22 protein-coding genes are annotated in these 24,084 nt (G+C 60.7%); 5 read left to right on the top strand and 17 right to left on the bottom strand.

Going from position 1 to position 24,084, the window contains the following annotated elements; translation table 11 throughout:
* Positions 1-13 precede the first annotated feature (13 nt).
* The 9 genes from DXZ77_RS04165 to DXZ77_RS04125 all read right to left on the bottom strand — a co-directional run bounded on the left by DXZ77_RS04165 (position 14) and on the right by DXZ77_RS04125 (position 9,467).
* Positions 14-796: an isoprenyl transferase gene (locus tag DXZ77_RS04165; RefSeq protein ID WP_258553124.1), complete on the bottom strand. Its 783-nt coding sequence runs from the start codon at positions 794-796 to the stop codon at positions 14-16.
* A gap of 64 nt (positions 797-860) precedes the next feature.
* Positions 861-1,592 carry a DNA repair protein RecO gene (gene recO / locus DXZ77_RS04160; protein WP_115030184.1) on the bottom strand — a complete coding sequence of 244 codons (732 nt, stop codon included), beginning with the start codon at positions 1,590-1,592 and terminating at the stop codon, positions 861-863.
* A gap of 79 nt (positions 1,593-1,671) precedes the next feature.
* A complete protein-coding gene (locus DXZ77_RS04155; protein ID WP_115030182.1) occupies positions 1,672-2,322 on the bottom strand; it encodes an LmeA family phospholipid-binding protein in 651 nt (216 codons plus the stop codon).
* A gap of 59 nt (positions 2,323-2,381) precedes the next feature.
* The gene (gene dsdA, locus DXZ77_RS04150; protein ID WP_115030180.1) at positions 2,382-3,725 is read right to left on the bottom strand and encodes a D-serine ammonia-lyase; all 1,344 of its coding nucleotides are present in this window, start codon (positions 3,723-3,725) and stop codon (positions 2,382-2,384) included.
* A 40-nt stretch (positions 3,726-3,765) separates the two neighbouring features.
* Entirely contained in the window at positions 3,766-5,487 is a 1,722-nt protein-coding gene (gene leuA / locus DXZ77_RS04145; protein WP_371667490.1) for a 2-isopropylmalate synthase, read from the bottom strand.
* Positions 5,488-5,582: 95 nt separating this feature from the next.
* Positions 5,583-6,515 carry a GTPase Era gene (era, locus tag DXZ77_RS04140; protein WP_115030178.1) on the bottom strand — a complete coding sequence of 311 codons (933 nt, stop codon included), beginning with the start codon at positions 6,513-6,515 and terminating at the stop codon, positions 5,583-5,585.
* Positions 6,515-7,849, bottom strand: coding sequence for a hemolysin family protein (locus DXZ77_RS04135; RefSeq protein ID WP_243888679.1), 1,335 nt, complete (start codon positions 7,847-7,849; stop codon positions 6,515-6,517). The genes era and DXZ77_RS04135 overlap by 1 nt, the downstream gene beginning before the upstream one ends.
* Before the next feature lie 5 nt (positions 7,850-7,854).
* Positions 7,855-8,322, bottom strand: a complete 468-nt coding sequence (ybeY, locus tag DXZ77_RS04130; RefSeq protein ID WP_028327722.1) for an rRNA maturation RNase YbeY — start codon at positions 8,320-8,322, stop codon at positions 7,855-7,857.
* Positions 8,319-9,467, bottom strand: coding sequence for a PhoH family protein (locus tag DXZ77_RS04125; protein ID WP_115030174.1), 1,149 nt, complete (start codon positions 9,465-9,467; stop codon positions 8,319-8,321). The genes ybeY and DXZ77_RS04125 overlap by 4 nt, the downstream gene beginning before the upstream one ends.
* Positions 9,468-9,565: 98 nt before the next feature.
* On the opposite strand from DXZ77_RS04125, the gene DXZ77_RS04120 reads away from it, so the two are divergent.
* A complete protein-coding gene (locus tag DXZ77_RS04120; RefSeq protein ID WP_115030172.1) occupies positions 9,566-10,534 on the top strand; it encodes a zinc-binding dehydrogenase in 969 nt (322 codons plus the stop codon).
* On the opposite strand, the gene DXZ77_RS04115 is transcribed toward DXZ77_RS04120, so the two are convergent.
* The 4 genes from DXZ77_RS04115 to hrcA all read right to left on the bottom strand — a co-directional run bounded on the left by DXZ77_RS04115 (position 10,531) and on the right by hrcA (position 14,697).
* The gene (locus tag DXZ77_RS04115) at positions 10,531-11,538 is read right to left on the bottom strand and encodes an LLM class flavin-dependent oxidoreductase (protein WP_258553123.1); all 1,008 of its coding nucleotides are present in this window, start codon (positions 11,536-11,538) and stop codon (positions 10,531-10,533) included. The two genes, DXZ77_RS04120 and DXZ77_RS04115, sit on opposite strands and share 4 nt — an antisense overlap.
* A 40-nt stretch (positions 11,539-11,578) precedes the next feature.
* Positions 11,579-12,343: a 16S rRNA (uracil(1498)-N(3))-methyltransferase gene (locus DXZ77_RS04110; protein ID WP_115030168.1), complete on the bottom strand. Its 765-nt coding sequence runs from the start codon at positions 12,341-12,343 to the stop codon at positions 11,579-11,581.
* 67 nt (positions 12,344-12,410) lie between these two features.
* A complete protein-coding gene (gene dnaJ / locus DXZ77_RS04105; RefSeq protein ID WP_115030165.1) occupies positions 12,411-13,538 on the bottom strand; it encodes a molecular chaperone DnaJ in 1,128 nt (375 codons plus the stop codon).
* A gap of 121 nt (positions 13,539-13,659) precedes the next feature.
* Complete coding sequence (gene hrcA, locus DXZ77_RS04100; RefSeq protein ID WP_115030163.1) at positions 13,660-14,697, bottom strand: heat-inducible transcriptional repressor HrcA; 1,038 nt, start codon at positions 14,695-14,697, stop codon at positions 13,660-13,662.
* 208 nt (positions 14,698-14,905) lie between these two features.
* On the opposite strand from hrcA, the gene DXZ77_RS04095 reads away from it, so the two are divergent.
* Together DXZ77_RS04095 and DXZ77_RS04090 are read left to right on the top strand one after the other, a co-directional pair.
* A complete protein-coding gene (locus DXZ77_RS04095) occupies positions 14,906-15,745 on the top strand; it encodes a DUF3097 family protein (RefSeq protein ID WP_115032533.1) in 840 nt (279 codons plus the stop codon).
* Between the two features lie 109 nt (positions 15,746-15,854).
* Positions 15,855-17,552 (top strand): AMP-binding protein, encoded by a 1,698-nt coding sequence (locus tag DXZ77_RS04090; RefSeq protein ID WP_115030161.1) that lies wholly within the window; start codon positions 15,855-15,857, stop codon positions 17,550-17,552.
* A gap of 73 nt (positions 17,553-17,625) precedes the next feature.
* Here DXZ77_RS04090 and hemW read toward each other — a convergent pair whose 3' ends face one another.
* From hemW to lepA, 3 genes are read right to left on the bottom strand one after another with little or no spacing between them, the layout of a single operon-like run.
* A complete protein-coding gene (gene hemW, locus DXZ77_RS04085) occupies positions 17,626-18,873 on the bottom strand; it encodes a radical SAM family heme chaperone HemW (RefSeq protein ID WP_115030159.1) in 1,248 nt (415 codons plus the stop codon).
* A 2-nt stretch (positions 18,874-18,875) separates the two neighbouring features.
* Positions 18,876-19,718 carry a tRNA (guanosine(46)-N7)-methyltransferase TrmB gene (gene trmB / locus DXZ77_RS04080; RefSeq protein WP_115030157.1) on the bottom strand — a complete coding sequence of 281 codons (843 nt, stop codon included), beginning with the start codon at positions 19,716-19,718 and terminating at the stop codon, positions 18,876-18,878.
* Positions 19,715-21,586, bottom strand: coding sequence for a translation elongation factor 4 (lepA, locus tag DXZ77_RS04075; RefSeq protein WP_115030155.1), 1,872 nt, complete (start codon positions 21,584-21,586; stop codon positions 19,715-19,717). The genes trmB and lepA overlap by 4 nt, the downstream gene beginning before the upstream one ends.
* Positions 21,587-21,763: 177 nt before the next feature.
* Here lepA and DXZ77_RS12380 point away from each other — a divergent pair, with 177 nt between their 5' ends.
* Together DXZ77_RS12380 and DXZ77_RS04070 are read left to right on the top strand one after the other, a co-directional pair.
* Positions 21,764-22,090 carry a hypothetical protein gene (locus DXZ77_RS12380; protein WP_258553121.1) on the top strand — a complete coding sequence of 109 codons (327 nt, stop codon included), beginning with the start codon at positions 21,764-21,766 and terminating at the stop codon, positions 22,088-22,090.
* Positions 21,976-22,347, top strand: coding sequence for a type II toxin-antitoxin system PemK/MazF family toxin (locus DXZ77_RS04070; protein WP_306747283.1), 372 nt, complete (start codon positions 21,976-21,978; stop codon positions 22,345-22,347). Before DXZ77_RS12380 ends, DXZ77_RS04070 begins: the two co-directional genes overlap by 115 nt.
* A 72-nt stretch (positions 22,348-22,419) precedes the next feature.
* Here DXZ77_RS04070 and DXZ77_RS04065 read toward each other — a convergent pair whose 3' ends face one another.
* Positions 22,420-24,084 (bottom strand): RNA polymerase sigma factor, encoded by a 1,665-nt coding sequence (locus DXZ77_RS04065; protein ID WP_115030151.1) that lies wholly within the window; start codon positions 24,082-24,084, stop codon positions 22,420-22,422.

Below are 24,084 nucleotides of genomic sequence, written 5' to 3'. Positions count from 1 at the left end.
TATGAGTTAGTTCTCATACGGCGGGAGTGTCGACCGCTCCCCCATAGCGACGGTCGCGCCTGGCGTATTGCTCGATGGCATTCCACAGCGTTGTCCTGTCGTAGTCGGGCCACAGGGTGTCTTGGAACACCATCTCTGCGTAGGCGCTTTGCCAGAGGAGGAAGTTACTGGTGCGCTGTTCGCCAGAGCTTCGCACGAACAGGTCAACGTCAGGCATGTCTGGTTCAGTGAGGTGAGCAGCGATGGTGCGCTCATCGACTTTGTTTGGGTTGAGCTGTCCTGCCGCGACCTTGCGAGCAATTTCCCGTGCTGCGTCGCCTAGCTCAGCGCGGCCGCCGTAGTTGACGCAGAAGTAGAGGGTCAGGCCAGTGTTGTCTTTGGTCATCTCTTGGGCGATCTCTAGCTCGCTGATGACGGATTTCCATAGTCGGGGGCGGCGGCCAACCCAGCGCATCCGTACTCCCCATTCGTTGAGTTGGTCGCGGCGGCGGCGGATGACGTCGCGGTTGAACCCCATGAGGAAGGCCACTTCTTCAGGTGAGCGCTTCCAGTTTTCGGTGGAGAAGGCGTATGCCGACAGGTGGGTGATATTGGCTTCGATGGCGCCGGCGACGACGTCCAGCAGCGCTGCCTCGCCTGCTTCATGTCCTTTGGTGCGTGAGAGTCCGCGCTGGTTGGCCCAGCGTCCGTTGCCATCCATGACGATGGCGACGTGTTTGGGGAGGAATTTGGCGGGGATCTGGGGGGCAGTTGCTCCACTTGGGTGCGGGTAGGGGCGGGCGTATTCGCTGCTCATGGGTGTGATCATCCCGCTCCGGGCCAATGGAGGGCAACTGCTGGAGGTTGGGGTGTGGGCTGGGTTAGTTGCGTTCGACGTATTTCAGGGCGCGGACTCCTCGTTCTAGGTGCCATTGCACGTAGGCGCGTACGAGGCCAGATCCTTCGCGGCGGTATCGCGGTTCAGCTATTTGTTCGGCTGTATCCCAGTCTCCTTCGAGGAGGGCGCCGAGCATGGTGAGGGTGGCCAGGGCGGGGGTAGCTGATCCGGGGATGCGGCAGTGGGGGCAGAGGGTTCCGCCGGCGGTGAGGTTGAAGGCTTTGTGGGGGCCAGTTGCTCCACATTTTGCGCAGTCGTGGAAGCTTGGTGCCCAGCCTGCGAGGGCGACTGAGCGTAGGAGGTAGGCATCGAGGGTCATTGAGATGTCGTGCTCCCCGGCCGCTATGGAGGCGAGTGCGCCTGCTAGAAGGGTGAATTGGTTTCTGGAGTTGGTGGTTTCTTGGCCGAATCGTTCAGCGGCTTCGAGCATGGCGATCATGGCGGTCCAGGCGTCGTAGTCGCGGGTGATTCGTTCTCCGTAGGGGGCGAGAACTTCGACTTGGGTGACGGTGTCGAGATTGCGTCCTTCGTAGAACTGCGCGTCGATAACGAGTCCGGGTTCAAGGCGGGCTCCGAAGCGGCTGCGTGTCTTGCGGATTCCTTTGCCAACGGCGCGGATGAGTCCTCGTTCGCGGCCGAGGAGGGTGATGATGCGGTCGGCCTCTGCGAGCTTGGTGGTTCTGAGCACGATGGCGGCTTCGCGGTAGAGGGGCACCTGATCATTCTGTCGTAGTCGTGTTGGGTGCCCCGTGTGTGGCTGTCGCCTCGATGTGTCTGCGGTGCTCGCGTGTGGTTTAGGAGGGTAGTTGTAGTTGGCTACCGGCCAGGTGGATGCGGAATCCGGTGTTTTCGGTGGTGATGTTTGTGATGGTGGCGTTTTCAGGTAGGGCAGGGACGGGGATGGCGAAGCGGAGGCGTCCGGCAGCCCATTCGGGGACGTTCAGTCCTGGGGGGCCTTCGTGGAACCCGATGGCAGAGGGGTTGAAGACGAGGCGTCCGGCGTCGACGGTCATGGTTCCTGTTCCGGTGAGGGTCAGTTGTCGGCCGAGGATTTCGAAGGTTGTGCGGGTGGTGATTTTTCCATCTCCGGTGGGGGTGATGGTGACACCGTTACCGATTTTGTTTTGGACGGTGGTGAAGGGGACCAGGGCGTTTGCTTTGAAGTTGTCAATGCGTTTTCCCTTGCTGGTGTTGACGAAGTTACCAGCGGTGAGGTGGACGTCGGTGATGGTGCCTGAGGAGGTGTCGAGTTGTGGTGTGGCGAAGGTGAGGTTGTTGGCGCTGTATTCGCCTTGGGCTAGGTGAGAGGGAGTAGCCGGTGCGGTGGGGGTGGTTGTTGCCGATGTTGCTGGTCTGGACCAGGTCATGAAGGCGACCACTGCCGCGATGGTTAAAGCGATGAAAAGAAGTCCTAGAGCGGCGAGCACGCGTGTGGCGATCTTCATTGCTCCAGTGTTTCAGGGTGGTGGGTATCTGCGTAGTGGCGCGGCGGTGTGTGCTGGGGTTACTGGGGTGAGTGGTTGTGGGAGAGGTAGGTGTTCATGATCTCTGGGGGAACCATGGCTCCGCCGGTGAGCCAGGCGAGGTGGGTTGCGTTGTTCATGTGGGTGTCGGTGATTCCTAGGCGTTCGCGGTATTCGGTGGCTGTGGCGACGTGCCAGGGGCCGGGCAGGCTTGCGGCGGCGGAGGGTTCGGCGGCGATGTTTTCGGTTTCGTGCAGGAGGGTTAGGAGTGTGAATAGGTGGTTGTCTTCGATGGTGTAGAAGCCGTCGAGGAGGCGCTGCATGGCGCGTCCGACGAATCCGGAGGGGCGACCTACGGCCAGTCCGTCGGCGGCGGTGCGGTTGTCGATGCCGAAATCACCGACGCAGATGGCGTCGTGTTGGCCGGTAGCGACGCCTAGGAGCATGCATGGTGAGTGGGTGGGTTCGGCGAAGATGGGGTGCACTGCGTCGCCGAATTCGGTGAGTAGTCCGAAGGCGACGCCTCCTGGGCCTCCTCCGACTCCGCAGGGCAGGTAGACGAACAGTGGGTGTTCGGTGTCGACGCGTACATTCGCGGCGCGTAGTTGGGCCGCTACGCGTCGTGCGGCTACGGCGTAGCCGCAAAATAGTTTGGTGGAGTTTTCGTCGTCGATGAAGTGGGCGAATGGGTCGTTTGCTGCTTCAGCGCGTCCGGCGGCGACGGCTACGGAGTAGTCGGCTTCGTATTCGCGGACGTCTACTCCTTGTGCGGTAAGGAGGTCTTTTTTCCATTGCCTGGCGTCGGCGGACATGTGGACGATAGTGTTGAAGCCGAGTGTGGCGGCCATGATTCCGATGGATAGGCCGAGGTTGCCGGTAGACCCTACGGCGATGGTGTGTTGGCTGAATAGGTTGCGGGCTGGTGGGGTTGCCAAAACGCGGTAGTCGCAGGAGTAGTCAAGCAGTCCGGCGGTGTGGGCAAGATGTTCGGCGTGTTGGAGTACTTCGTGGATGCCGCCGCGGGCTTTGATGGATCCGCTGACGGGTAGGCAGTCGTCGCGTTTGAGCCAGAGCTGTCCGGGTAGTGGGGTTTGGTATGTGTGGTTGAGGGTGTTTTGGAGTTGTGGGGCTGGTGTGATGGGCGATTCGATGATGCCGTTGGTGGCTTCGAGGGCGGGGAAGGCTGCGGCGAGGTAGGGGGCGAATCGTTGGAGTCGGGTGGCGGCGTCGTCGATGTCTGCGAGGGTGAGCCCTACGTCGGCTAGGGCAGTGTGGGTGTTAGTGCGGGCGGGGTTGAACCATGCCGTTTCTCGCAGGTTGATCAGGTCTGCGATGACGGGGGTTTTGTTGACCCAGGTCTGCAGCGGCATGCCGAGTACGTCCATGCTGTTCACTGTGCCAGACGGTGGGTGTGGTGGTTGGGGTTTAGGTGGTGAGGTCTCCGTCGCGTTCTGCTCGGTTGACGGCGGAGAGGATGGCTTGGATGGAGGCGGTAACGATGGAGTTGTGGATGCCTACGCCCCACAGGACGCGGCCGGCGACGGCGCATTCGACGTAGGCGGCGGCGCGGGCGTCTCCGCCTGCTGACATAGCGTGTTCGGCGTAGTCCAGGACACGGACGTCGATGCCGTAGTTGGCTAGGGCTGCGGTGAAGGCGTTGATGGGGCCGTTTCCGTGGCCTTCGAGGTGGATGGTTCGGCCGTTGTCGGTGAGGGTGGCGGTGACATTGTTGGCGCCGAGTCGGTCGGAGTCTAGGTGAACGGATCGGGATATGAAGCGTCCCCAGGTGTCTTGTCCGGTGCTTGTTCCGGGGAGGTATTCGTTGCTGAAGATTTTCCAGATGTGGGGGGCGGTCATTTCTCCGCCGTGTGTGTCGGTGTGGTGTTGTACGACGCGTTGGATTTCGATTTGGAGGCGTCGTGGTAGTTCGAGGGCGTACTGGGTGGCGAGAAGGTAGGCGATGCCGCCTTTTCCTGATTGGCTGTTGACGCGGACGATGGCTTCGTAGGAGCGGCCTATGTCGTGGGGGTCGATGGGTAGGTAGGGGACGCTCCAGGTCAGTTCGCCGGTGTTTTTGCCGGTGTTGGCTGCGTGTGCGGCCATGTTTTCGAAGCCTTTTTTGATGGCGTCTTGGTGTGATCCGGAGAAGGCGGTGAAGACGAGTTCGCCGCCATAGGGGTGGCGTTGGTGGACGGGTAGTTGGTTGCAGTATTCGACGGTGGAGCGGATGCGGTCGATGTCGGAGAAGTCGATCTGGGGGTCGATGCCTTGGCTGAAGAGGTTGAGGCCGAGGGTGACGAGGTCGACGTTTCCGGTGCGTTCGCCGTTGCCGAAGAGGCATCCTTCGATGCGGTCTGCGCCGGCCATGTATCCGAGTTCGGCTGCGGCGATGCTGGTTCCGCGGTCGTTATGGGGATGTAGGGAGAGGATGATGGATTCTCTGCGGTCCAGGTTGCGGTGCATGTATTCGACGGCGTCGGCGTAGACGTTGGGGGTGGCTGTTTCGACCGTGGCGGGTAGGTTGATGATCATGGGCCGCTGTGGGGTGGGGTCGAATTCGGCGATGACAGCGTTGCAGACGTGGAGTGCGACGTCGAGTTCGGTTCCGGTAAAGGATTCGGGGCTGTATTCGTAGGTGATGGTGGTGTTGGGGATGAGGGCTTCGAGTTGGCGGCATAGCTTGGCGGTGTTGACTGCTAAGGCGGTGATGCCTTCGACGTCTGTGTTGAAGACGACGCGTCGTTGGAGGATGGAGGTGGGGTTGTAGAAGTGGATGATGGCTTTTTTGGCGCCGTTGATGGCGTCGTAGGTGCGGTGGACGAGGTGGTCGCGTGCTTGGGTAAGCACTTGGATGGTGACGTCGTCGGGGATGTGGTTTTCTTCGATGAGGCGGCGGCAGAAGTCGAATTCGGTTTGGCTGGCGGAGGGGAAGCCGATTTCGATTTCTTTGTAGCCGATGTCGACCAGGAGCTGGAAGAAGCGGAGTTTGCGTTCGGCGTCCATGGGTTCGATGAGTGCTTGGTTGCCGTCGCGTAGGTCGACTGAGGCCCATCGGGGGGCTTTGGTGATGCGCGCAGATGGCCAGGTGCGCTCGGGCAGGTCCACGGTGATGTGTTCGTGGAAGGGCGTGTATTTGCTGGTAGGCATGCCGCTGGGTTTTTGGGTGTTTTCTATGGCCACGGTTGTTTTCTTACGTAGGTAGTGTGGTTCCGGGGACGGCTGTGTGCCGTCCCCGGTGTGGGTTAGAAGCCGAGTTTGCGGAGTTGGCGTGGGTCGCGTTGCCAGTCTTTGGCGACTTTGACGTGCAGGTCGAGGTAGATCTTTTGGCCGAGGCGTTGTTCGATTTGGGTGCGGGCGCGGGTGCCTACTTCGCGTAGTCGGGCGCCGCCGCGGCCGATGATGATGGCTTTTTGGCTGTCGCGTTCGACGTACACGTTGACGCGTACGTCCATCAGTGGTGCGTGGGCGGGGCGGTTTTCGCGGGGAACCATTTCTTCGACGACGACGGCGAGACTGTGTGGGAGTTCGTCGCGAACTCCTTCTAGTGCTGCTTCGCGGATGAGTTCGGCGACCATGACGTCGTCGGATTCGTCGGAGAGCATGCCGGTGGGGTACAGCTGTGGTGAGGCTGGTAGGTGTGTGGAGATGATGTCGATGACGTCATCGACCTGTTTGCCGGTGGTGGCTGAGCAGGGAACGATGTCGCTCCAGTCGCCTAGTTGGTCGATGTCGATGAGGTGTTGAGCTAGGCGTTCGCGGTCGACGAGGTCGGCTTTAGTGGCGATGGCGACGACGGGTTTTTTCTTGACGCGGCGTAGGTCGGCTAGTTCGCGTGCGATGAATTGGTCGCCGGGGCCGACGCGTTGGTCGGCGGGTAGGCAGAAGCCGACGACGTCTACGTCGAGGAGGGTTTCGCGGACGAGGTCGTTGAGGCGTTCGCCGAGGAGGGTGCGGGGTTTGTGTAGTCCGGGGGTGTCGACGAGGATGAGTTGGGCGGTGGTGGTGGTGTGGACGCCGCGGATGGTGTGGCGGGTGGTTTGGGGTTTGTTGGAGGTGATGGCGACTTTGTCGCCGACGATGGCGTTGGTGAGTGTGGATTTACCTGCGTTGGGTCGTCCTACGAGGCAGGCGAATCCGGCTCGGTAGTTCGTGGTGTCGGGTTCGCGTGCGGTCATCAGTGGTGCTCCTTGTTCTGGTCAACGCTTCCTGCTGGTGCGGGGGCGTTATCTGTGGGTGTTTCGTTGGTAGTGTCGACCGGTGGTGCGGGGGCGACGATGAGGGTGTCGATGCGGTGTTTTCTTCCGCTCATTCGGTCGGCGGTGAGTTCGAGGCCGCCGATGGTTGCGCTGGACCCGAGGATAGGGACACGGCCTAGAGCTTTGCCCAGTAGGCCACCGACGGTGTCAACGTCGTCGATTTCTTCTGGGTCCAGGGTGATGTCGTAGAGGGTTTCGAGGTCGTCGATGGGTAGTTCAGCGGGGATGCGTTTGCGTCCTTCGCCGAGGTCTTCGACGCGGCGTTCTTCTGGATCGTGTTCGTCGGAGATTTCGCCGACGATTTCTTCGATGATGTCTTCGATGGTGACAAGGCCAGCTGTGCCGCCGTATTCGTCGACGACTAGTGCCATGTGGGTTTGGTCGCGTTGCATTTCTTGCAGGAGGAGGTCTGCGGATTTGCTTTCGGGGACGAAGGGCACTGGGCGCATGAGGTCGGTGACGGGGAGCCAGTTGGCTTCGTGGTCCATGTGGATGCGTCCAGCTACGTCTTTGAAGTAGAGCAGGCCCAGGGGGTCGTCGCTGTTTTCTCCGATGACGGGTACGCGGGAGAAGCCGCTGCGCAGGAACAGGCTCATGGCTTGGGAAAGGTTTTTGGTGCGGGCGATGGTGATCATGTCGGTACGAGGCACCATGACTTCGCGGACTACGGTGTCGCCGAGGTCGATGACTGAGTGAAGCATGGAGCGTTCGCCTTCGGCGATGATGGATGATTCACCAGCGAGGTCGACGAGGTCACGCAGTTCGGCTTCGGATTCAAAAGGTCCGTCGACGTATCCCTTGCCGGGGGTGACAGCGTTACCGAAGGCGATGAGTAGGCGTGATACGGGTGCTAGCAGGCGCCGTAGCCGCACTACCCATGGGGCGGACCATAGGGAGATGGTTTCTGCGTGTTGTATCCCGATGGTGGCTGGTGAGACGCCGACGATGACGAAGGATGCCACCACCATGACGAGGATGGAGTACGCGTAGGTTTGCCATGCGGCGCCGTATATAGTCGCGAATCCCATGGTGGCTAGGACTGCTGCGGTCATTTCTAGCGTGGTGCGGCAGAACGAGGTGACTGACAGGTAGGCGGCGGAGTCTTCGGTGATGCGTCGTAGTTGTTCGGCGCCGTGTCGTTCGTCGTCAAGGAGGGCCTTGACGTGTGAGGGGGACATACGTCGGAAGGCCATTTCGGCCGCTTTGAGCAGATATGAGAAGACGAGGGCGAGGATGACGCCCCCGACAAGCATCCACATCAGTTGGTCTCGGGGCGGCGTGTGGCCAGGAAGGTCAGTAGGAGGGTGCGCTGCAGCTCGAACATTTCTTTTTCTTCTTCTGGTTCTGCGTGGTCGTAGCCCAGGAGGTGGAGGATGCCGTGGGTGAGTAGCAGCAGGATTTCTTCGATGGTGCTGTGTCCTGCTTCGTTGGCTTGGCGTTCGGCGATGGAGGGGCAGATAACGATGTCGCCGAGGACTCCTTCGATGGGGGTTTCGCCTTCGGGGGCGGGGGTGAGTTCGTCCATGGGAAAGCTCATGACGTCGGTGGGGCCTTCGAGGTCCATCCAGCGCACGTGGAGGGTACTCATGGCGTCTTCATCGACAAGTCGGATGGAGAGTTCAGCGCGGGGGTGCACGCGCATTTCTTCCATGACGTAGCGGGCGCAGGCGACGAGCTCTACCTCGTCGACCTTGATGTCGGTCTCGTTGAGGATTTCAATGCTCACTGGTGCTCCTGCGCGGGGTGTTCGGTGGTGGTGTGGGGGTTGTGGCGGCGTGTCTGGGGTTGTTGGTGGGTAGCGTCCCAGCGGCCGTAGGCTTCGACGATTTCTCCGACGAGCCGGTGTCGGACGACATCTTCGGCGGTGAGGTAGGAGAAGTGGATGTCTTCGATATTGGCCAGGATGTTGTGGACCACACGCAGGCCAGATTGGGTTCCGCCGGGTAGGTCGACTTGGGTGATGTCGCCGGTGACAACGATCTTGCTGCCAAATCCGAGGCGGGTGAGGAACATCTTCATCTGTTCTGGGGTGGTGTTTTGCGCCTCGTCGAGAATGATGAAGGCGTCGTTGATGGTGCGCCCGCGCATGAATGCTAGTGGTGCGACTTCGATGGTTCCGGTGGCCATGAGTCGTGGGATGGAGTCAGGGTCGACCATGTCGTGGAGTGCGTCGTAGAGCGGGCGCAGGTAGGGGTCGATTTTGTCGGTGAGGGTGCCGGGGAGGAAGCCGAGTTTTTCGCCTGCTTCGACCGCTGGTCGGGTGAGGATGATGCGGTTGACTTGTTTGGCTTGCAGCGCTTGCACTGCTTTGGCCATGGCGAGGTAGGTTTTGCCAGTTCCTGCCGGGCCGATACCGAAGTTGACGGTGTGGGTGTCGATGGCGTCGACGTAGCGTTTTTGGCCCAGTGTTTTGGGGCGGATGGTGGTGCCGCGACTGGAGATGATGTTGGTGGTCAGGACGTCGGCGGGGCGTTCTTTGGTGTTTTCGCGCAGCATGCGCACGGAGCGCTCAACGGCGTCTTTGTCCAGGTGTCTTCCGGCGTGGAAGATGTGGAGGAGTTCGTTGATGAGTTTTTCTAGGATGGCGAGTTCGTCGCTGCTGCCCTCGGCAGTCAGTTCGTTGCCGCGGACGTAAATGTCGACGTGAGGGAAGGCTCGTTCGATAGCACGTAGAACTGTGTCGTGGGCACCGAGCAGAGCTGCCATTGAAAGATTTTCGGGCACCACTATGGCAAGTTTGTGGCTGTCCGGGTTGTGCTCGTGGCCAGAGGGGATGGCTTCGAGGGCTGTGTCGAGGCGTGCCGAGCTTGGCTGAGCCGTGTCTGCTCCTGCATCGCTTGGGTAGTCATCGATAGGTGGTTGATCGCTCATCGTGCCTGCAAGTCTACGCATTTGAAGTCAACGAGGCGTTCGCCACTACTTACCTCATACACAGGACGTAGCGGCTTTGGGGGTGCACAGTGGGGTATATGCGAGCAGCACGAGTGATGTCCCAGAATCCTGAATCTCCTCTCGATGGTTTGGAAATAGTTGATGTTCCTGCCCCTGAACCTCGTCCTGGGTGGGTGAGCGTTGATGTGCGTGCAAGTTCGGTCAATCCGCATGACCTGTGGACGTTGCGTGGGGTGGGCCATCCTGCTGATCGGGTGCCAATGACTCTGGGCTGTGAGGCTGCTGGTGTCACCTCGCAGGGACGGGAAGTTCTCCTGGCCCCGGTGATGGGTGATGCTGATGCCGGTGGCGGTGACGTGACGATGGATCCGCAGCGCCATATTTTGTCTGAACGTGTTGACGGTGGGCTTGCCCAGAAGGTCGCTGTCCCTTCGGAAAATCTCATCGACAAGCCTGACTGGTTGTCTTTCGAACAGGCCGGTGTATTGGCGGTGGCGTGGGGAACGGCTTATCGGATGCTTTTCACGCGAGCGCGTCTTCGCCCGGGGCAGCGGGTTTTGGTGCAGGGGTCTTCTGGAGGTGTGTCTTCAGCGGCGATTGCTTTAGCGGTGGCAGCTGGCTGCAAGGTGTATGCCACGGGGCGTACTACGCACAAGCGTGAGTTCGCGGCGTCGCTGGGGGCTCATGGGGTGTTTGAAAGTGGTGCGCGTTTGCCTGAGCGGGTCGATGTGGTGGTGGATACGGTGGGTGCTGCGACGTGGAAGCACTCTGTGATGTCTGTGGAGGCAGGCGGGACGATCGTGACGTGTGGCAACACGAGCGGGGATCCTTCGCCTGCGTTGATGACGCACATTTTTTACCGCCAGTTGTCGGTGATTGGTTCTACGGGCTGCACTCCTGCTGAGTTGCGTGGGTTGCTGTCGATGATGGAGGCCACTGGGGTGCGCCCTGTTGTAGATGCGGTAGTGCCGTTGGAGGATGTGCGGGATGCGTTTGCGCGTCTGGATGCTGGTGATGTGTGCGGAAAGATTGCGGTGACGGTCTAGCCCGGCAGGTTTTCTGGGGGTTCTAGTCCCCACGCGGAGGCGAGGATTTCCAGGGATCGTAGGTAAGTCTCGGTGTTGCTGGCCCGTGTTGCCACTATGAGTTCGTCGGCGGTGACACGGGTCGCAAGATCGGTGAGGTATTCGGCGACGTGTTCGCCGGTGCCGATGGCATGGATGGACATCATGGCTTGTGCGCGCTGCCCTAGTGGGCTGTTCATGGCGGCGTTGATCTGTTCAGGGGTGACGTCGCGGGTTTTGAAGGCCATCGCGGCTGTTTGTCTGCCTATTGCGTGGTGGGCGATGGCGTGGGCTTGGGTGGAGGTGTCGGCGGCGGTGGCATTGACTGCGACGATCACGTAGGGGTGAGGTGTGGTGGCGCTGGGGCGGAACTGGGTTCGGTACGTGTGGAGCGCATCGGTGAGTGCTGCGGGCGCGAAGTGGGAGGCGAATGCGAAGGGCAGCCCCAGCGCGGCGGCTAGTTCGGCACCGAATAGGGAGGAGCCGAGGATGTATAGGGGTACGTGTGTCCCGTGGCCAGGGATGGCTTTTACGCCGTGGGTGGGGGTGGTGTCGCTGAGGAATCCGATGAGTTCTTGTACGTCGTTGGGGAAGTTGTCGGCTGCTCGTGGATCGCGGCGCAGTGCTTGCAGGGTGAGTGGGTCGGTTCCGGGGGCGCGGCCTAGGCCCAGGTCGATGCGTCCGGGGTGCATTTCGGCCAGGGTGCCGAATTGTTCAGCGATTGTGTATGGGGTGTGGTTGGGCAGCATGATGCCCCCGGCCCCTAGGCGGATGTGGTTGGTGTGGGCGGCGATGTGCGCGATCAGCACTGCTGGTGCTGAGGAGGCGATGCTGTGGAAGTTGTGATGTTCGGCGTACCAGATGCGGTGGTATCCGAGTGTTTCTGCGGTGCGGGCGATGGTGACAGACCGGGCGATGGCATCTGCTGGGCGTTCGGCGGCGCCGATGGTGCAGAAGTCAACCAGGGATAGTGGGATGCGTGGCACCGGGTGGGGTCTTTCTGGTTGGTTGTGTGCTCGGGGTGGGTCACATGGTTGGTGGGGTGTTCCAGCGTTGTTGGCACGAGAGTGCAGCGATGGCCGCTGGTCCGGCGCTGGATGCGCGTAGAACATAGCGTCCCATGTGGACTGGGGTGGCTCCGGCATCAGTGAGGATGTCGATTTCTTCGGGGCTGATGCCACCCTCTGGACCAACGAACAGGGCAATGTTTCCGCTGGTTGGCAGGTGGATGGTGGTGATGGGGGTGGTTGCTTCTTCGTGCAGAACCAGGGCAAGGTCGGCGTGGCGGACGATGTTGCCGAGGTGGTTACTGGTGCTACTTATGTGGGGTTGCACGGTGGGGGCATGTGGGCGTCGGCTTTGCTTAGCGGCGGCTTCTACTTGGGATTGCCATTTGCGCAGTGCTTTTTCGGCTCGTGGGCCTTTCCATTGGACGATGGCGCGGCGTGATTGCCACGGAATGATTTCGTCGACGCCTAGCTCGGTGGCGGCTTCAATCGCTTGGAGGTCCCGGTCACCTTTGGCGAGCGCTTGGATGAGGGTGAAGCGGGGGCCTGGGTAGCTGTCGTTGTTGATGGTGGTGACGCGGGCGGATAGTTCGGTGTCGGTGATGGTGGTGACTTCGGCGTGGGCGACTAGGCCTGATCCGTCTGCCAGGAGAATGGTTTCCCCTGCCGTGGTGCGTTTGACGGTGACGGCGTGGTGTTTTTCGTCTCCGGTCAGGGTGAGGGTGTCTCCGGGGGCGGTGTGGGTGAGGGATCCGGTGGGGAGTCGGTACATCGCCGCGGTCATGTCGGTTTCCTCTCAAGCAGTGTTCTGCCCTCTGCATCGGGTGGATGCAGAGGGCAGAACAGGTGGGTCATTTACCGCGGAACGCGTCTCGGAGTTTGCCGAAGAGGCCGTGGTTTTCTTGGATGGCTCCGACTTTTCCTTGGGGCTGTTCTTCTCCGCGCAGTGCTGCTAGGCGCCAGAGCAGGTCGGTTTGTTCGGCGTCTAGGCGGGTGGGGGTGTCCACGATTGTTTGGATGAGTAGGTCGCCGCGCCCTTGGCCACGCAGGTGGGTGACGCCGTAGCCGCGCAGAGTTTGTACGTCTCCGCTTTGGGTTCCTGGTTCGATTCGTACGTCGAGGTTGCCGTCCAGGGTTTCTAGGGAAATGGTGGTTCCCAGGGCTGCGGCTGTCATGGGTACGTGGAGCTGGCAGTGTAGATCGTCGTTGCGGCGGCGGAAGGTGGGGTGGGCGCGCACAGCGATTTCGATGTATAGGTCTGCTGCGGGGCCGCCACCGATGCCGACTTCGCCTTGACCGGAGAGCTGGATACGGGTGCCGGTGTCGACGCCTGCGGGGACTTTGAGGTTCAGGGTGCGGCGGGTGCGTACTCGTCCTTCGCCGGAGCATTCGAAGCAGGGGTTGGTGATGAGTGTTCCGTATCCCTGGCATTTGGTGCAGGGGCGGCTGGTCATCACTTGGCCGAGGAAGGAGCGTTGTACTTGCTGCACTTCGCCGGCTCCGCCACAGGCGTCACAGATGACGGGTTTGGTGCCGTTGGCGGTTCCTTCGCCGTGGCAGGTGCCGCATTTTTCGGCTGTGTCGACGACGATTTCTTGCTCGCCGCCGAACACGGCAGTGGCGAGGTCAATGTCGAGGCGGACGAGAGCGTCTTGGCCGCGTTGCACTCGCGAGCGTGGCCCGCGGGTGGCGCCGGTGGCGCCGCCGAAGAAGGCGTCCATGATGTCGCTGAAGCTGAAGTTGCCTGCGTAGCCGTCGCCGCCGGAGGCGTAGGGGTCGGCGCCAGCATCGTAGGCTTTGCGTTTGCTTGGGTCGCCGAGGACGTCGTAGGCCTGGCTGATTTTTTTGAACTGTTCTTCAGCGTCGGGGCCAGGGTTGACGTCTGGGTGAAGTTTGCGTGCTTTGCGCCGGTAGGCCTTCTTAATTTCTTCGTCGGAGGCTCCGCGCTCGACCCCGAGGTCGGCGTAGTAGTCGTTCACCAATCAGCCCTTCTTGTCCTGGGGGACATATCGGTTTTCACGTCGCTGGGGCGAGCGCTTGTGGCGTTCTCGCCATGTTTGTGTCCTCTGTGCACGGTGGCGTGGGAAGAGGGTTCGGGTCTCATGACCCGAGCATTCGTGAGACATAGTTGGCGACCGCGCGGACCGCAGCCATGGTGCCCGGGTAATCCATGCGGGTAGGGCCGATGACAGCCAGTCCTCCGAGAGTATCGGTACCGACGCCGTATCCCGTGCCGACCACGGATGTTGATGCGAGTCCTTCGTGTGGATTTTCTTGGCCAATACTGACGCCCACCGCGCCAGCGGGGGCGCCTTCGGCGAGGGATCCGAAGAGCCGCAGTAGCACCATGTGTTCTTCGAGCGCTTCGAGAACGGGGCCTACGCTTAAAGGAAAGTCTGTTCCGAAGCGGGCAAGGTTTCCTGTCCCGACCAGAAGCACACGTTCTTCGCTCTCTTCGACGACTGCCTCATTAAGGACACGTAGCAGCACCTCGACCAGGGTGTGTTCGGGACCGATGTTTTCTTCAAAGTGTGCACGCAGCGCCACGGCTGCTTCCGGCAGGAGGCAGCCGACCGAGGCAGCGTTGATGCGGTCTCGTAGATGGCTGAGGTTTTCTGCGTTCCAGGTGTGGTCGATGTCCTCGGGCAGGTCGATGCGTCGCTGCTCGACGCGGCCAGAGTCGAGGATGAGCACGAGCATGACGCGCTCGACTCCTAGGGGTAGGAGTTCGATGTGCTGGACGCGAGAGCGAGTGAGCGAGGGGTACTGCATGGCCGCGACCTGGCGGGTCAAGGAAGCGAGAAGGCGTGTCGTGCGTTCCACTACGTCATCCAGGTCCACGGCGCCTTCCAGGAATCCGGCGATGGCGTTTTTTTGCGCCGAGGAAAGCGAACGGGTCTGAGCTAGACGATCTACGAAGAGGCGGTATCCCGCATCGGTGGGGATACGCCCTGCGCTGGTGTGGGGCGCGGCGATGAGGCCTTGCTCTTCTAGAACTGCCATGTCGTTACGGATAGTTGCAGCCGACACGCCCAGGGCGTGTCGATCGAGAAGGGATTTGCTGCCGACCGGTTCGGAGGTGGCCACATAGTCCTCGATGATGGCTGACAAGACCGTCAACCTGCGATCGGTGTTCATCCACTCACCTCCTGAAACAGTCCGACGGGTAACCGTCGTATGGGCGGGGCCGCCAATCAATGATTCCCTTTGATGTTGGCACTCTGATCGGTCGAGTGCCAACTCGGTGCGCCCCTACGATGGTCGCGTGCGCGAATTCCCCCGAACCCGTTCCCCCCACAAACCTTCCGCCCCCGCCGCCGCGGGCTGGGGACGATATTCCGGTGACATCCTCGCGCACAAACACACTCCCCCGCGAGGAAGATCCATACAGACACCCGCAGAAATTGGTCTAGTCGTCGAAGAAGTAGCCTCCGGCTGGGTCGGAGCTATCACACGGGTACAAAAAGCAGGCGGCATGCAGGTCGTAGACCTAGAAGACCGCCGAGGCCGCATCAAAGCTTTCCCCCTTGGCCCAGGATTCCTCATCGATGGCTCACCCGTCACTCTCACCGCCCCCCGCAGTACCCCTGAACGCAGCCGCACATACACAGCTAGCGGCAGCCGCGCCGTCGCTCAAGCTCGCGCCCGCGTTGCGCTGGGCTCGCGCATCTTCGTCGAAGGACGACACGACGCCGAACTGGTCGAAAAAGTGTGGGGAGATGACCTACGCGTCGAAGGAGTCGTCGTTGAATACGTCGGCGGAATCGACGACCTCAACGGCATCATCACCGACTTCGCCCCCACCGCGCAGCGACGCCTAGGCATCCTCGTGGACCACCTCGTCCCCGGCAGCAAGGAATACCGACTCGTAGAAAAAGCCCGCACCCTCCAGCCCTGGGCCAACCATGTCCACATCGTCGGCCACCCATTCGTCGACGTATGGCAATCAGTCAAACCCACTCGTGTCGGCCTGCGCGCATGGCCCACCATCGAACGCGGCACCGACTGGAAACGCGGAATCCTGGCAGCTCTAGGTCTGCCCAACAGTGACCAAGCCGACATTGCCCGCGGCTGGCAAGCAATCCTGGCTACGGTACGCAATTACGAGGATCTCGAACCGCAATTCCTTGGACGAGTAGAAGAACTCATCGACTTCGTGACCGCCCCAACCGACACCGAAAACTGAAACCCTCAGGCCCCGGCTCCTAGCAAAGCCGCGCCCTACGTAACCACACAGGTTACGGTTACGTAGCCGCAGCTTCAGTCGGTACCCGAGTGCAAACCTGGAGGCCTACATGATCGGAAAGCAACTCGCCACCGACTCCTTAGAGTCCGGCACCGTCGCCAGACACCTCACCTACTGGGACACCTCCATTCCCGCCAAAATCGAAGCCACCGCGGCCAAACTTCCCGAACGCGTCTGCATCGACTTCATGGGCACCGCGCTCACCTACGAAAAACTCAGCGAACACGTCTCCCGCGTAGCCGCGGGCCTACTCAAACTCGGCCTGCGCAGCGGCGAACGCATCGCCATCTTGCTACCCAACTGCCCCGAAAACATCATCGCCACCCTGGCAGCCCAACGCATCGGCCTGGCCGTTGTGCAACACAACCCCCTCTACCCCACCGACGAACTCGAACCCATGTTCCTCGACCACGGCGCCCGCGTCGTCGTCGCCTGGGACAACTCCCTACCCGCCGTCATGCCACTACGTCAACGCACCGGCGTTGAACACATCTTCGGGGTCGACATCACCCGCTCCCTGCCCCTACCTAAACGCCTAGCCCTACGCCTACCTCTGGCAAAGACCCGCAACATGCGCTCGCAGTTAACTGCCGGCGGACTCATGTGCGGATGCGCCTCCTGGGAATCGTTGTTCCGGCACGGAGCGCTGCCCTCCACACACAGCTACCCCGCCTCAGATGCCACCGCCGTGATCATGTACACCTCAGGCACCACCGGACGCCCTAAAGGCGTTCCTTTGACTCACGCCAACCTGCTAGCTAACTGCAAGCAGGGATTGGAGTGGACCGGACTAGCCTTGGGAACCGAAACGTTCCTGTCTGTGTTACCCATGTTCCACGCGTTCGGTCTCACGCTGGGGTCTTTCGCTGGTTTGTGCGCAGGCGCCACTGTTGTCACCCTTCCTAGCCCCGACCCGAGCCTGATGGTCGCAGCTATGAAACGACGCCCAGCAACCTTTCTCGTAGGGGTACCCCCACTGCTGGATGCCTTCCTGACAAAAGCCAAAGAACGCCACGTGCGCTTGCAGTCACTGCGCACCACGTTGTGCGGCGCCATGTCACTGCCACCAGAGTTCGTCGCGAAGTGGGAAAAAACCACCGGCGGGATGCTCATCGAAGGATACGGACTGACCGAAACTTCACCTGTGATAGTCGGCAACCCCCTCGATTCTCGACGCCGCGCAGGAAGTATCGGCATCCCCTTCCCCGACACCGATGTGCGGATCGTTGATCCCAAAAACCCACAGAATGACGTCCTCGAAGGCGAAGAAGGCGAGCTGATCGTCCGCGGGCCACAAGTGTTCTCCGGCTACCTCAACAAACCACTAGAAACCGCTGAAGCCTTCATTGACGACTGGTTCCGCACCGGCGACCTCGCACGCGTCACCGACGGATTCATCGTTCTCACCGGCCGGCTCAAAGACATCATCATCACTGGCGGCTTCAACGTTTCTCCGCTTGAAGTCGAGGATGCGCTGCGACGCCACCCTCGTATCCGAGACATCTCCGTCATCGGGATCCCAGGCACACGACGTGGCGAAGACGTCGTCGCCGCGATCGTTCCCGAGGGAGAACTGCCCAGCAACGAAGAACTCCGCGCTTGGGCCAAACAGCACCTAGCTGCCTACAAAGTCCCGCGCAGGTTCGTTTCCGTCGAAGAGCTACCCACCAACGCCATGCGTAAAGTCGTGCGCACCGAGGTTGTTGCACTCATCCAACGCACCGAAGCCGAAAACACAAAAGCCTGACTACCTAGAAGCGTGTGTGGCGCCCTACCCTGCTTCGGGTGGGGCGCCACACACGCTTCTTAAAACACCTGCACTAATAACCAAGCATCCGCCGCAAAACCAAGTCGGCTAGCAAACGCCCCCGGTCAGTGAGCACTGCCCTGGGCTCAGCATCAGCTAACGCATCCCCACGCAGCAGCCCCTCCTGAGACAACTGCCTAGCCACCTGCGGCCCAGCAGTGAACCCAGAATCCAGCACCGACAGCGGCAACCCTTCAGCCAGGCGAATACCAAGCATGATTTTTTCGGTAACACGGGCTTCTTCATCCAGCACCTCGCGCGCCGCAGCCGGCGAACGCCCCTCCTCTAACGCAGCTGCATACGCGGCCGGGTATTTAACATTCCACCACCGCACACCACCAATATGGCTGTGCGCTCCTGGCCCCACTCCCCACCAGTGCCCATCATGCCAGTAGCCCTCGTTGTGGCGACCGCGCCCCACCTCATTACGGGCCCAGTTGCTCACCTCATACCAGCGGTACCCAGCAGCAGCGAGCACCCGGTCTGCCATCTCATATTTAGCTGCCTCATCGTCATCATCGGTCGGGGCAACTGCACCGCGGCGCAATGCCGCGCCCATCGCAGTGCCCTCTTCGATCACCAGTCCATAAGCAGAAATGTGATCCGGTTCCAGGGCGATCGCCGCATGCAGCGACACCTGCCAATCCGCCAGGCTCTCCCCCGGCGTGCCGTAAATCAGGTCAAGGCTGGTAACCAAACCCGCTTCCTTGGCTGCGACGATAGTTGCCTCAACATTGTCGGGAGTGTGGGTACGGTCAAGAGTTTCTAGAACATGCCCAACTGCCGACTGCATCCCCACACTGATACGGGTCACCCCCGCATCAGCCAACCGCGCTAACGATTCCGCGCTCGTTGTGTCTGGGTTGGCCTCGACCGTTACTTCTGCGCCATCAACTAGCCCAAACCTGGACCGGATCGCATCGAGCAGCGTCACGATGTCCTCAGCAGCGAGCATCGTGGGAGTGCCCCCGCCGAAAAAGACTGTGTCCACTGGCCGCAAAGCTTTGTCTGGTCCAGCAAGAACCCGCGCAGACAAGTCAATCTCGGTAGCTGCGGCGGCAACGTAACGGCGCATCTGCTCCTGGCCATCGACACCAGCAGATGGAACGTAGGTGTTGAAGTCGCAGTAACCGCATCTGCGGTAGCAGAACGGCACATGCACGTAATAACCAAACGGTTCAGGCCCTTGTAGCGCCGCTACCGCTGCAGGCGGAAGTGCACCATCGGCAGGAGCCGGACCGCCAAGAGGAAGAGAGGGCACGGTCAGGCCGTCGATGTGACCACGTAGGCAAGGTCAGCGATGGGCCTACCCAAGGCACGACCTTTGCTCTCAAATCGCGTCAATGGCCGCACCGCATACCGCTCGCTTTGGCCATACAGCGACCGAGTAGACACCGCAGCAGTCGGGTCCTCATGTGCCTGCGGGTCAGTCACGGCAGTCACCGCACCCGGAATCGGAGAAAGTGCCGGCACCTGCGCGGCTGCCTCACTCATCACCACGGCATAGGAGGCCCAGTCTGTGGCTAGCCGGACCACTCCCCCGGCAACCAGAACACGCGCCACATCCTCAAAAAACCGGACGTCTACAAGACGGCGCTTGTGATGTTTGGTTTTCGGCCACGGATCCGGGAACCACACGTGAATTTCCGAAAAGGTTCCGGGCTCTACGTTATTGGCGATCAGGGCCCGTCCATCACCCTCCAAAACCCGCAGGTTACTCAGCCCTCGCGCTTCAGCCTGCACCACGGTGCGAGCCAAACCAGGCCGATACACCTCCAACGCCACATGGTCAGCGTCAGGGAAAGCCTCAGCGTGCGCCAGAACCGCATCACCAGTACCAGAGCCCACCTCAGCGATCAGCGGCGCCGACCTACCGAACACCGCCTGAGCGTCAAAGCGCCACTGCGGGGCGATGCTGGTCAACCGCAGGTCACGCTCTGGAGTGACGAACCAACCCTGCATTTGCGGGGTCCATGCCTTAGCGTTGCGCGTGGAATAGCGCCCATCCCGACGCGCAAATGACAACACTTCACGAGGAATGAGAACACGTTCTTCGGGCACGTTCTCAACCGCTGCGTCAGCTCCATTATTGGAGTTCAGCGTCATTTCTTACCGCCCTTGGCTTCGCCGCCACCATCACTGGAGAGCGCAGCAATGAAGGCCTCCTGCGGCACCTCTACGCGCCCCACCATCTTCATGCGCTTCTTGCCCTCTTTCTGCTTCTCAAGCAGCTTGCGCTTACGGGAGATGTCACCGCCGTAACACTTGGAAAGCACGTCCTTGCGGATAGCTCGGATATTTTCCCGAGCAATCACACGCGAACCAATCGCAGCCTGGATCGGCACCTCAAACTGCTGCCTAGGAATCAACTCCCGCAGCTTGCCCGCCATCGCGACACCATAGGCGTAGGCCTTGTCCTTGTGCACGATCGAGCTGAACGCATCGACTTCCTCGCCCTGCAGCAAGATATCGACCCGAACCAAGTCAGCGGTTTGCTCACCATCAGGCTCGTACTCAAAAGATGCGTAGCCACGCGTCTTGGATTTCAACGCGTCAAAAAAATCGAACACGATCTCAGCCAGTGGCAGTGTGTACCGCATCTCCACCCGCTCAGGGGACAAGTAATCCATGCCGCGCAACGACCCGCGCCGCGACTGGCACAATTCCATGATCGCCCCGATGAATTCGCTCGGTGCCAGGATGGTCGAGCGCACCACCGGTTCCCGCACCTCTTTAACTTTTCCAGCCGGGAATTCGCTTGGGTTCGTCACCCGCACAACGGATTTGTCTTCCATTACAACCTCATACTCCACGTTAGGCAGAGTCGAGATGAGATCGAGGTTGAACTCACGTTCGAGGCGCTCCCGCACGATCTCCAAGTGCAGCATCCCCAGGAACCCGACACGGAAACCAAACCCCAACGCCACCGACGTTTCCGGCTCATACACCAGCGCCGCATCGTTGAGCTTGAGTTTGTCCAACGCGTCCCGCAACGCCGGGTAATCCGACCCATCAATCGGGTAAAGACCCGAGAACACCATCGGGCGCGGGTCCTTGTAACCACCCACCGGCTCCTTGGCAGGCGCCGAGGACAACGTCACCGTGTCACCCACCCGAGACTGGCGCACGTCCTTGACCCCCGTGATCAGGTAGCCAGTTTCCCCCACGCCCAGCCCATTGCTCGGCAGCGGCTCTGGCGAGATCACCCCAATCTCCAGCAGCTCATGCGTGGCACCGGTAGACATCATCGAAATCCGCTCTCGCGGTTTGAGCATCCCATCCACCACTCGCACATACGTGACCACGCCACGGTACGTGTCATAGACAGAGTCGAAAATCATCGCCCGCGTCGGTGCATCAGCCACACCCGCCGGCGGGGGAATCTGCCGGACGATCTGATCGAGAAGCTCCTCAACTCCCTCACCGGTCTTCCCCGACACTTTCAGCACATCTTCGGGCTCACAACCAATCAAGCCTGCCAACTCTTCGGCATACTTTTCCGGCTGCGCCGCAGGAAGATCAATTTTATTCAGCACTGGGATGATGGTCAGATCGTTCTCCATCGCCAGGTAAAGGTTCGCCAGCGTCTGGGCCTCAATCCCCTGGGCAGCATCCACCAGCAGCACCGCTCCCTCACACGCAGCAAGAGAACGCGACACCTCATAGGTAAAGTCCACGTGCCCAGGAGTATCAATCATGTTGAGGCAGTAAGTGTTCTGCCCCTCCTCATCAGCCAACGACCACGGCATCCGCACCGCCTGCGACTTGATCGTGATGCCACGCTCACGCTCAATGTCCATCCGGTCCAAATACTGCGCACGCATCTCCCGCTCAGGCACAATGCCCGTTGACTGCAGCATCCGGTCCGCAAGCGTGGACTTGCCGTGGTCAATGTGGGCAATGATGCAAAAGTTACGAATCAGCTCGGCAGGGGTCGCTGCGGGAGGCAGCGCCGAAGCAGCCTTCGGTGACACTAGGTGACCTCGATAGTGGTAGAGCGGACGGGGGTCAGGTGCCAGGCGCCCGGTCTACAGGACTGATCAAACAGCTGCCTGCACAGCACCAACGGCACAATCACCCTCCATTCTCCCACGACTTCAACCGCACCTTGGGGCACGCTCCACGCCACCGCCACCCGTTACGCTTCCGGCGTGTCATTCAACTTCCAACGTCTTGGACGTGAACTGCTCCGTTTCCTCCTGCGATTCGCTGGAGAAGAACTCCAGCGCCGCACCGAAAACACCACCCCAGAGAAGAAAACACAACACACCACCACCGTCCCCACACCAGCAGAAGCACCCCCAACCCCACACCCCCAGCCAGCCACCGCACACCCACCACCAACAGCGGCGCACCAGAGAACATCACCTACTCCCCCAACCGCAATGGTCGCCCAGACCCCGGCGAAGTCGTCTGGGCCTGGGTTCCCTTCGAAGAAGACGCATCCCAAGGAAAAGACCGACCCGTCCTGGTTCTGAGCATCGAAGGCGACACCGTCCACGCCCTCCAACTCACCAGCAAAGACCACGACCGAGACGCCGCACAAGAGGCACGCGCCGGACGATTTTGGATGGACATCGGCACCGGAGCCTGGGACCGTCAAGGACGCCCCAGCGAAGTACGCCTCAACCGCCTTTTAACCCTGCCAGCCGACAGCATCCGCCGCGAAGGAGCCGCCCTGGACCGCGACATCTTCGAATCTGTCGTCGCAGCCTCAGCGAAATACCGCCACTAACACCACCCCACCCACGCATAAAGCGGCGGGGACGTCACACATATGTGTGACGTCCCCGCCGCTTCACCGCGATCAGTCCAGGTAGTCGCGCAACACCTGAGAACGCGACGGGTGACGCAGCTTACTCATCGTCTTCGACTCGATCTGACGGATACGCTCACGCGTCACGCCATACACCTTGCCGATCTCATCGAGAGTCTTCGGCTGACCATCGGTCAAACCGAAACGCATCGACACCACGCCCGCCTCACGCTCAGAAAGCGTGTCAAGCACCGAGTGCAACTGCTCCTGCAACAACGTAAAGCTCACCGCGTCAGCAGGAACCACAGCCTCAGAGTCCTCAATGAGGTCACCAAACTCGCTGTCGCCATCCTCACCCAGCGGAGTGTGCAAAGAAATTGGCTCACGCCCATACTTCTGCACCTCGACAACGCGCTCCGGCGTCATGTCGAGCTCCTTGGCCAGCTCCTCCGGCGTGGGTTCGCGACCCAAATCCTGCAGCATCTGACGCTGCACCCGAGCCAACTTGTTGATGACCTCAACCATGTGCACCGGAATACGAATAGTGCGAGCCTGGTCAGCCATAGCGCGAGTGATGGCCTGACGAATCCACCACGTCGCATACGTCGAGAACTTGAAGCCCTTCGTGTAGTCGAACTTCTCAACTGCACGAATCAGACCGAGGTTGCCCTCCTGGATCAAGTCCAGGAACAACATTCCGCGCCCTGTGTACCGCTTAGCCAGCGAAACCACCAGACGAAGGTTGGCCTCCAGCAAGTGATTCTTCGCGTTACGGCCATCCATGATCACCCAACGCAAATCGCGGGTCAGCATCGGATCGAACTCTTCACGCTCAAGAATTTTCTCGGCGAACAAACCCGCCTCAATACGCTTAGCAAGGTCAACCTCTTGCTCAGCGTTAAGGAGAGCGACCTTACCGATCTGCTTCAAGTAGTCCTTGACCGGGTCGGCCGTAGCCCCGGCAGTGACAACCTGCTGTGCCGGAGCATCTTCCTCATCATCGTCACGCAGAACAAAGCCTGACTCTTCAGAGCCATCGTTCTTGTCGTCTTTCTTAGACTTGCGTGAACGCCTGCCCCGAGGAGTGACCTCTTCACCGTCATCATCTTCAGGATCGTCATCAACGAGATCATGGTCGGTGTCAACAAGATCATCGACAATAGGCTCATCGAATTCCTCAGACACGACATCGAGATCGTCCTCGAGCTCCGGATCTTCCTTCGCGGCCTTACGAGTACGCGTAGTTTTCGCAGCCGCCGACTTCGCCGTCGAACGAGTCGCGCGCTTACGCGGCGCTGGCTTATCCGCAGCCTCTTCCGATCCCTCCGCCGCGTCAGCCGCAGGCGCGACCTTCTTCGTCGTGGCCCGGCTAGTACGCCGCGTCGTAGTACCAGCAGCCTTAGTCGACTTACGCCGCGGCGTACGCTTACGCGGCTTGTCACCAAGACCTTCAGCGACAGCCTGCGCTGCGTGATTCGCATCAAGAGTGACCGTGATGCCACTCATCTCAAGAGCACGCAACACCGCCTTCTGACGCGCCAAAGTTAATTCAGCCGCGACCAATGCGCGCTGAACGGAAACACTGTCGACGGTTCCTGTGGCGGCACCAGCCGCCAGCAGCTCGGCGATGGCCGGGTGCGAGAACTCGGCCGGAAGAGGCTTGGTTCCATTCTTACCGGTTGGGGCTTCTGCGGAGGCGTTCGCCACGTGCTGCAC

It is taken from the genome of Dermatophilus congolensis (assembly GCF_900447215.1).
Classification (GTDB): Bacteria; Actinomycetota; Actinomycetes; order Actinomycetales; family Dermatophilaceae; genus Dermatophilus; species Dermatophilus congolensis_A.
The sequence above is the reverse complement of the archived record's forward strand: the minus strand, read 5'-3'. Positions and strand labels throughout refer to the sequence as shown.

Excerpts from the sequence above, each read along its gene's own strand:
- DXZ77_RS04165 (WP_258553124.1), bottom strand. The coding sequence starts at position 796 with ATGAGCAGCGAATACGCCCGCCCCTACCCGCACCCAAGTGGAGCAACT.
- DXZ77_RS04155 (WP_115030182.1), bottom strand. The coding sequence starts at position 2,322 with ATGAAGATCGCCACACGCGTGCTCGCCGCTCTAGGACTTCTTTTCATC.
- dsdA (WP_115030180.1), bottom strand. The coding sequence starts at position 3,725 with ATGGACGTACTCGGCATGCCGCTGCAGACCTGGGTCAACAAAACCCCC.
- leuA (WP_371667490.1), bottom strand. The coding sequence starts at position 5,487 with ATGCCTACCAGCAAATACACGCCCTTCCACGAACACATCACCGTGGAC.
- era (WP_115030178.1), bottom strand. The coding sequence starts at position 6,515 with ATGACCGCACGCGAACCCGACACCACGAACTACCGAGCCGGATTCGCC.
- DXZ77_RS04135 (WP_243888679.1), bottom strand. The coding sequence starts at position 7,849 with ATGCTTGTCGGGGGCGTCATCCTCGCCCTCGTCTTCTCATATCTGCTC.
- DXZ77_RS04125 (WP_115030174.1), bottom strand. The coding sequence starts at position 9,467 with ATGAGCGATCAACCACCTATCGATGACTACCCAAGCGATGCAGGAGCA.
- DXZ77_RS04120 (WP_115030172.1), top strand. The coding sequence starts at position 9,566 with ATGCGAGCAGCACGAGTGATGTCCCAGAATCCTGAATCTCCTCTCGAT.
- DXZ77_RS04110 (WP_115030168.1), bottom strand. The coding sequence starts at position 12,343 with ATGACCGCGGCGATGTACCGACTCCCCACCGGATCCCTCACCCACACC.
- hrcA (WP_115030163.1), bottom strand. The coding sequence starts at position 14,697 with ATGAACACCGATCGCAGGTTGACGGTCTTGTCAGCCATCATCGAGGAC.
- DXZ77_RS04090 (WP_115030161.1), top strand. The coding sequence starts at position 15,855 with ATGATCGGAAAGCAACTCGCCACCGACTCCTTAGAGTCCGGCACCGTC.
- trmB (WP_115030157.1), bottom strand. The coding sequence starts at position 19,718 with ATGACGCTGAACTCCAATAATGGAGCTGACGCAGCGGTTGAGAACGTG.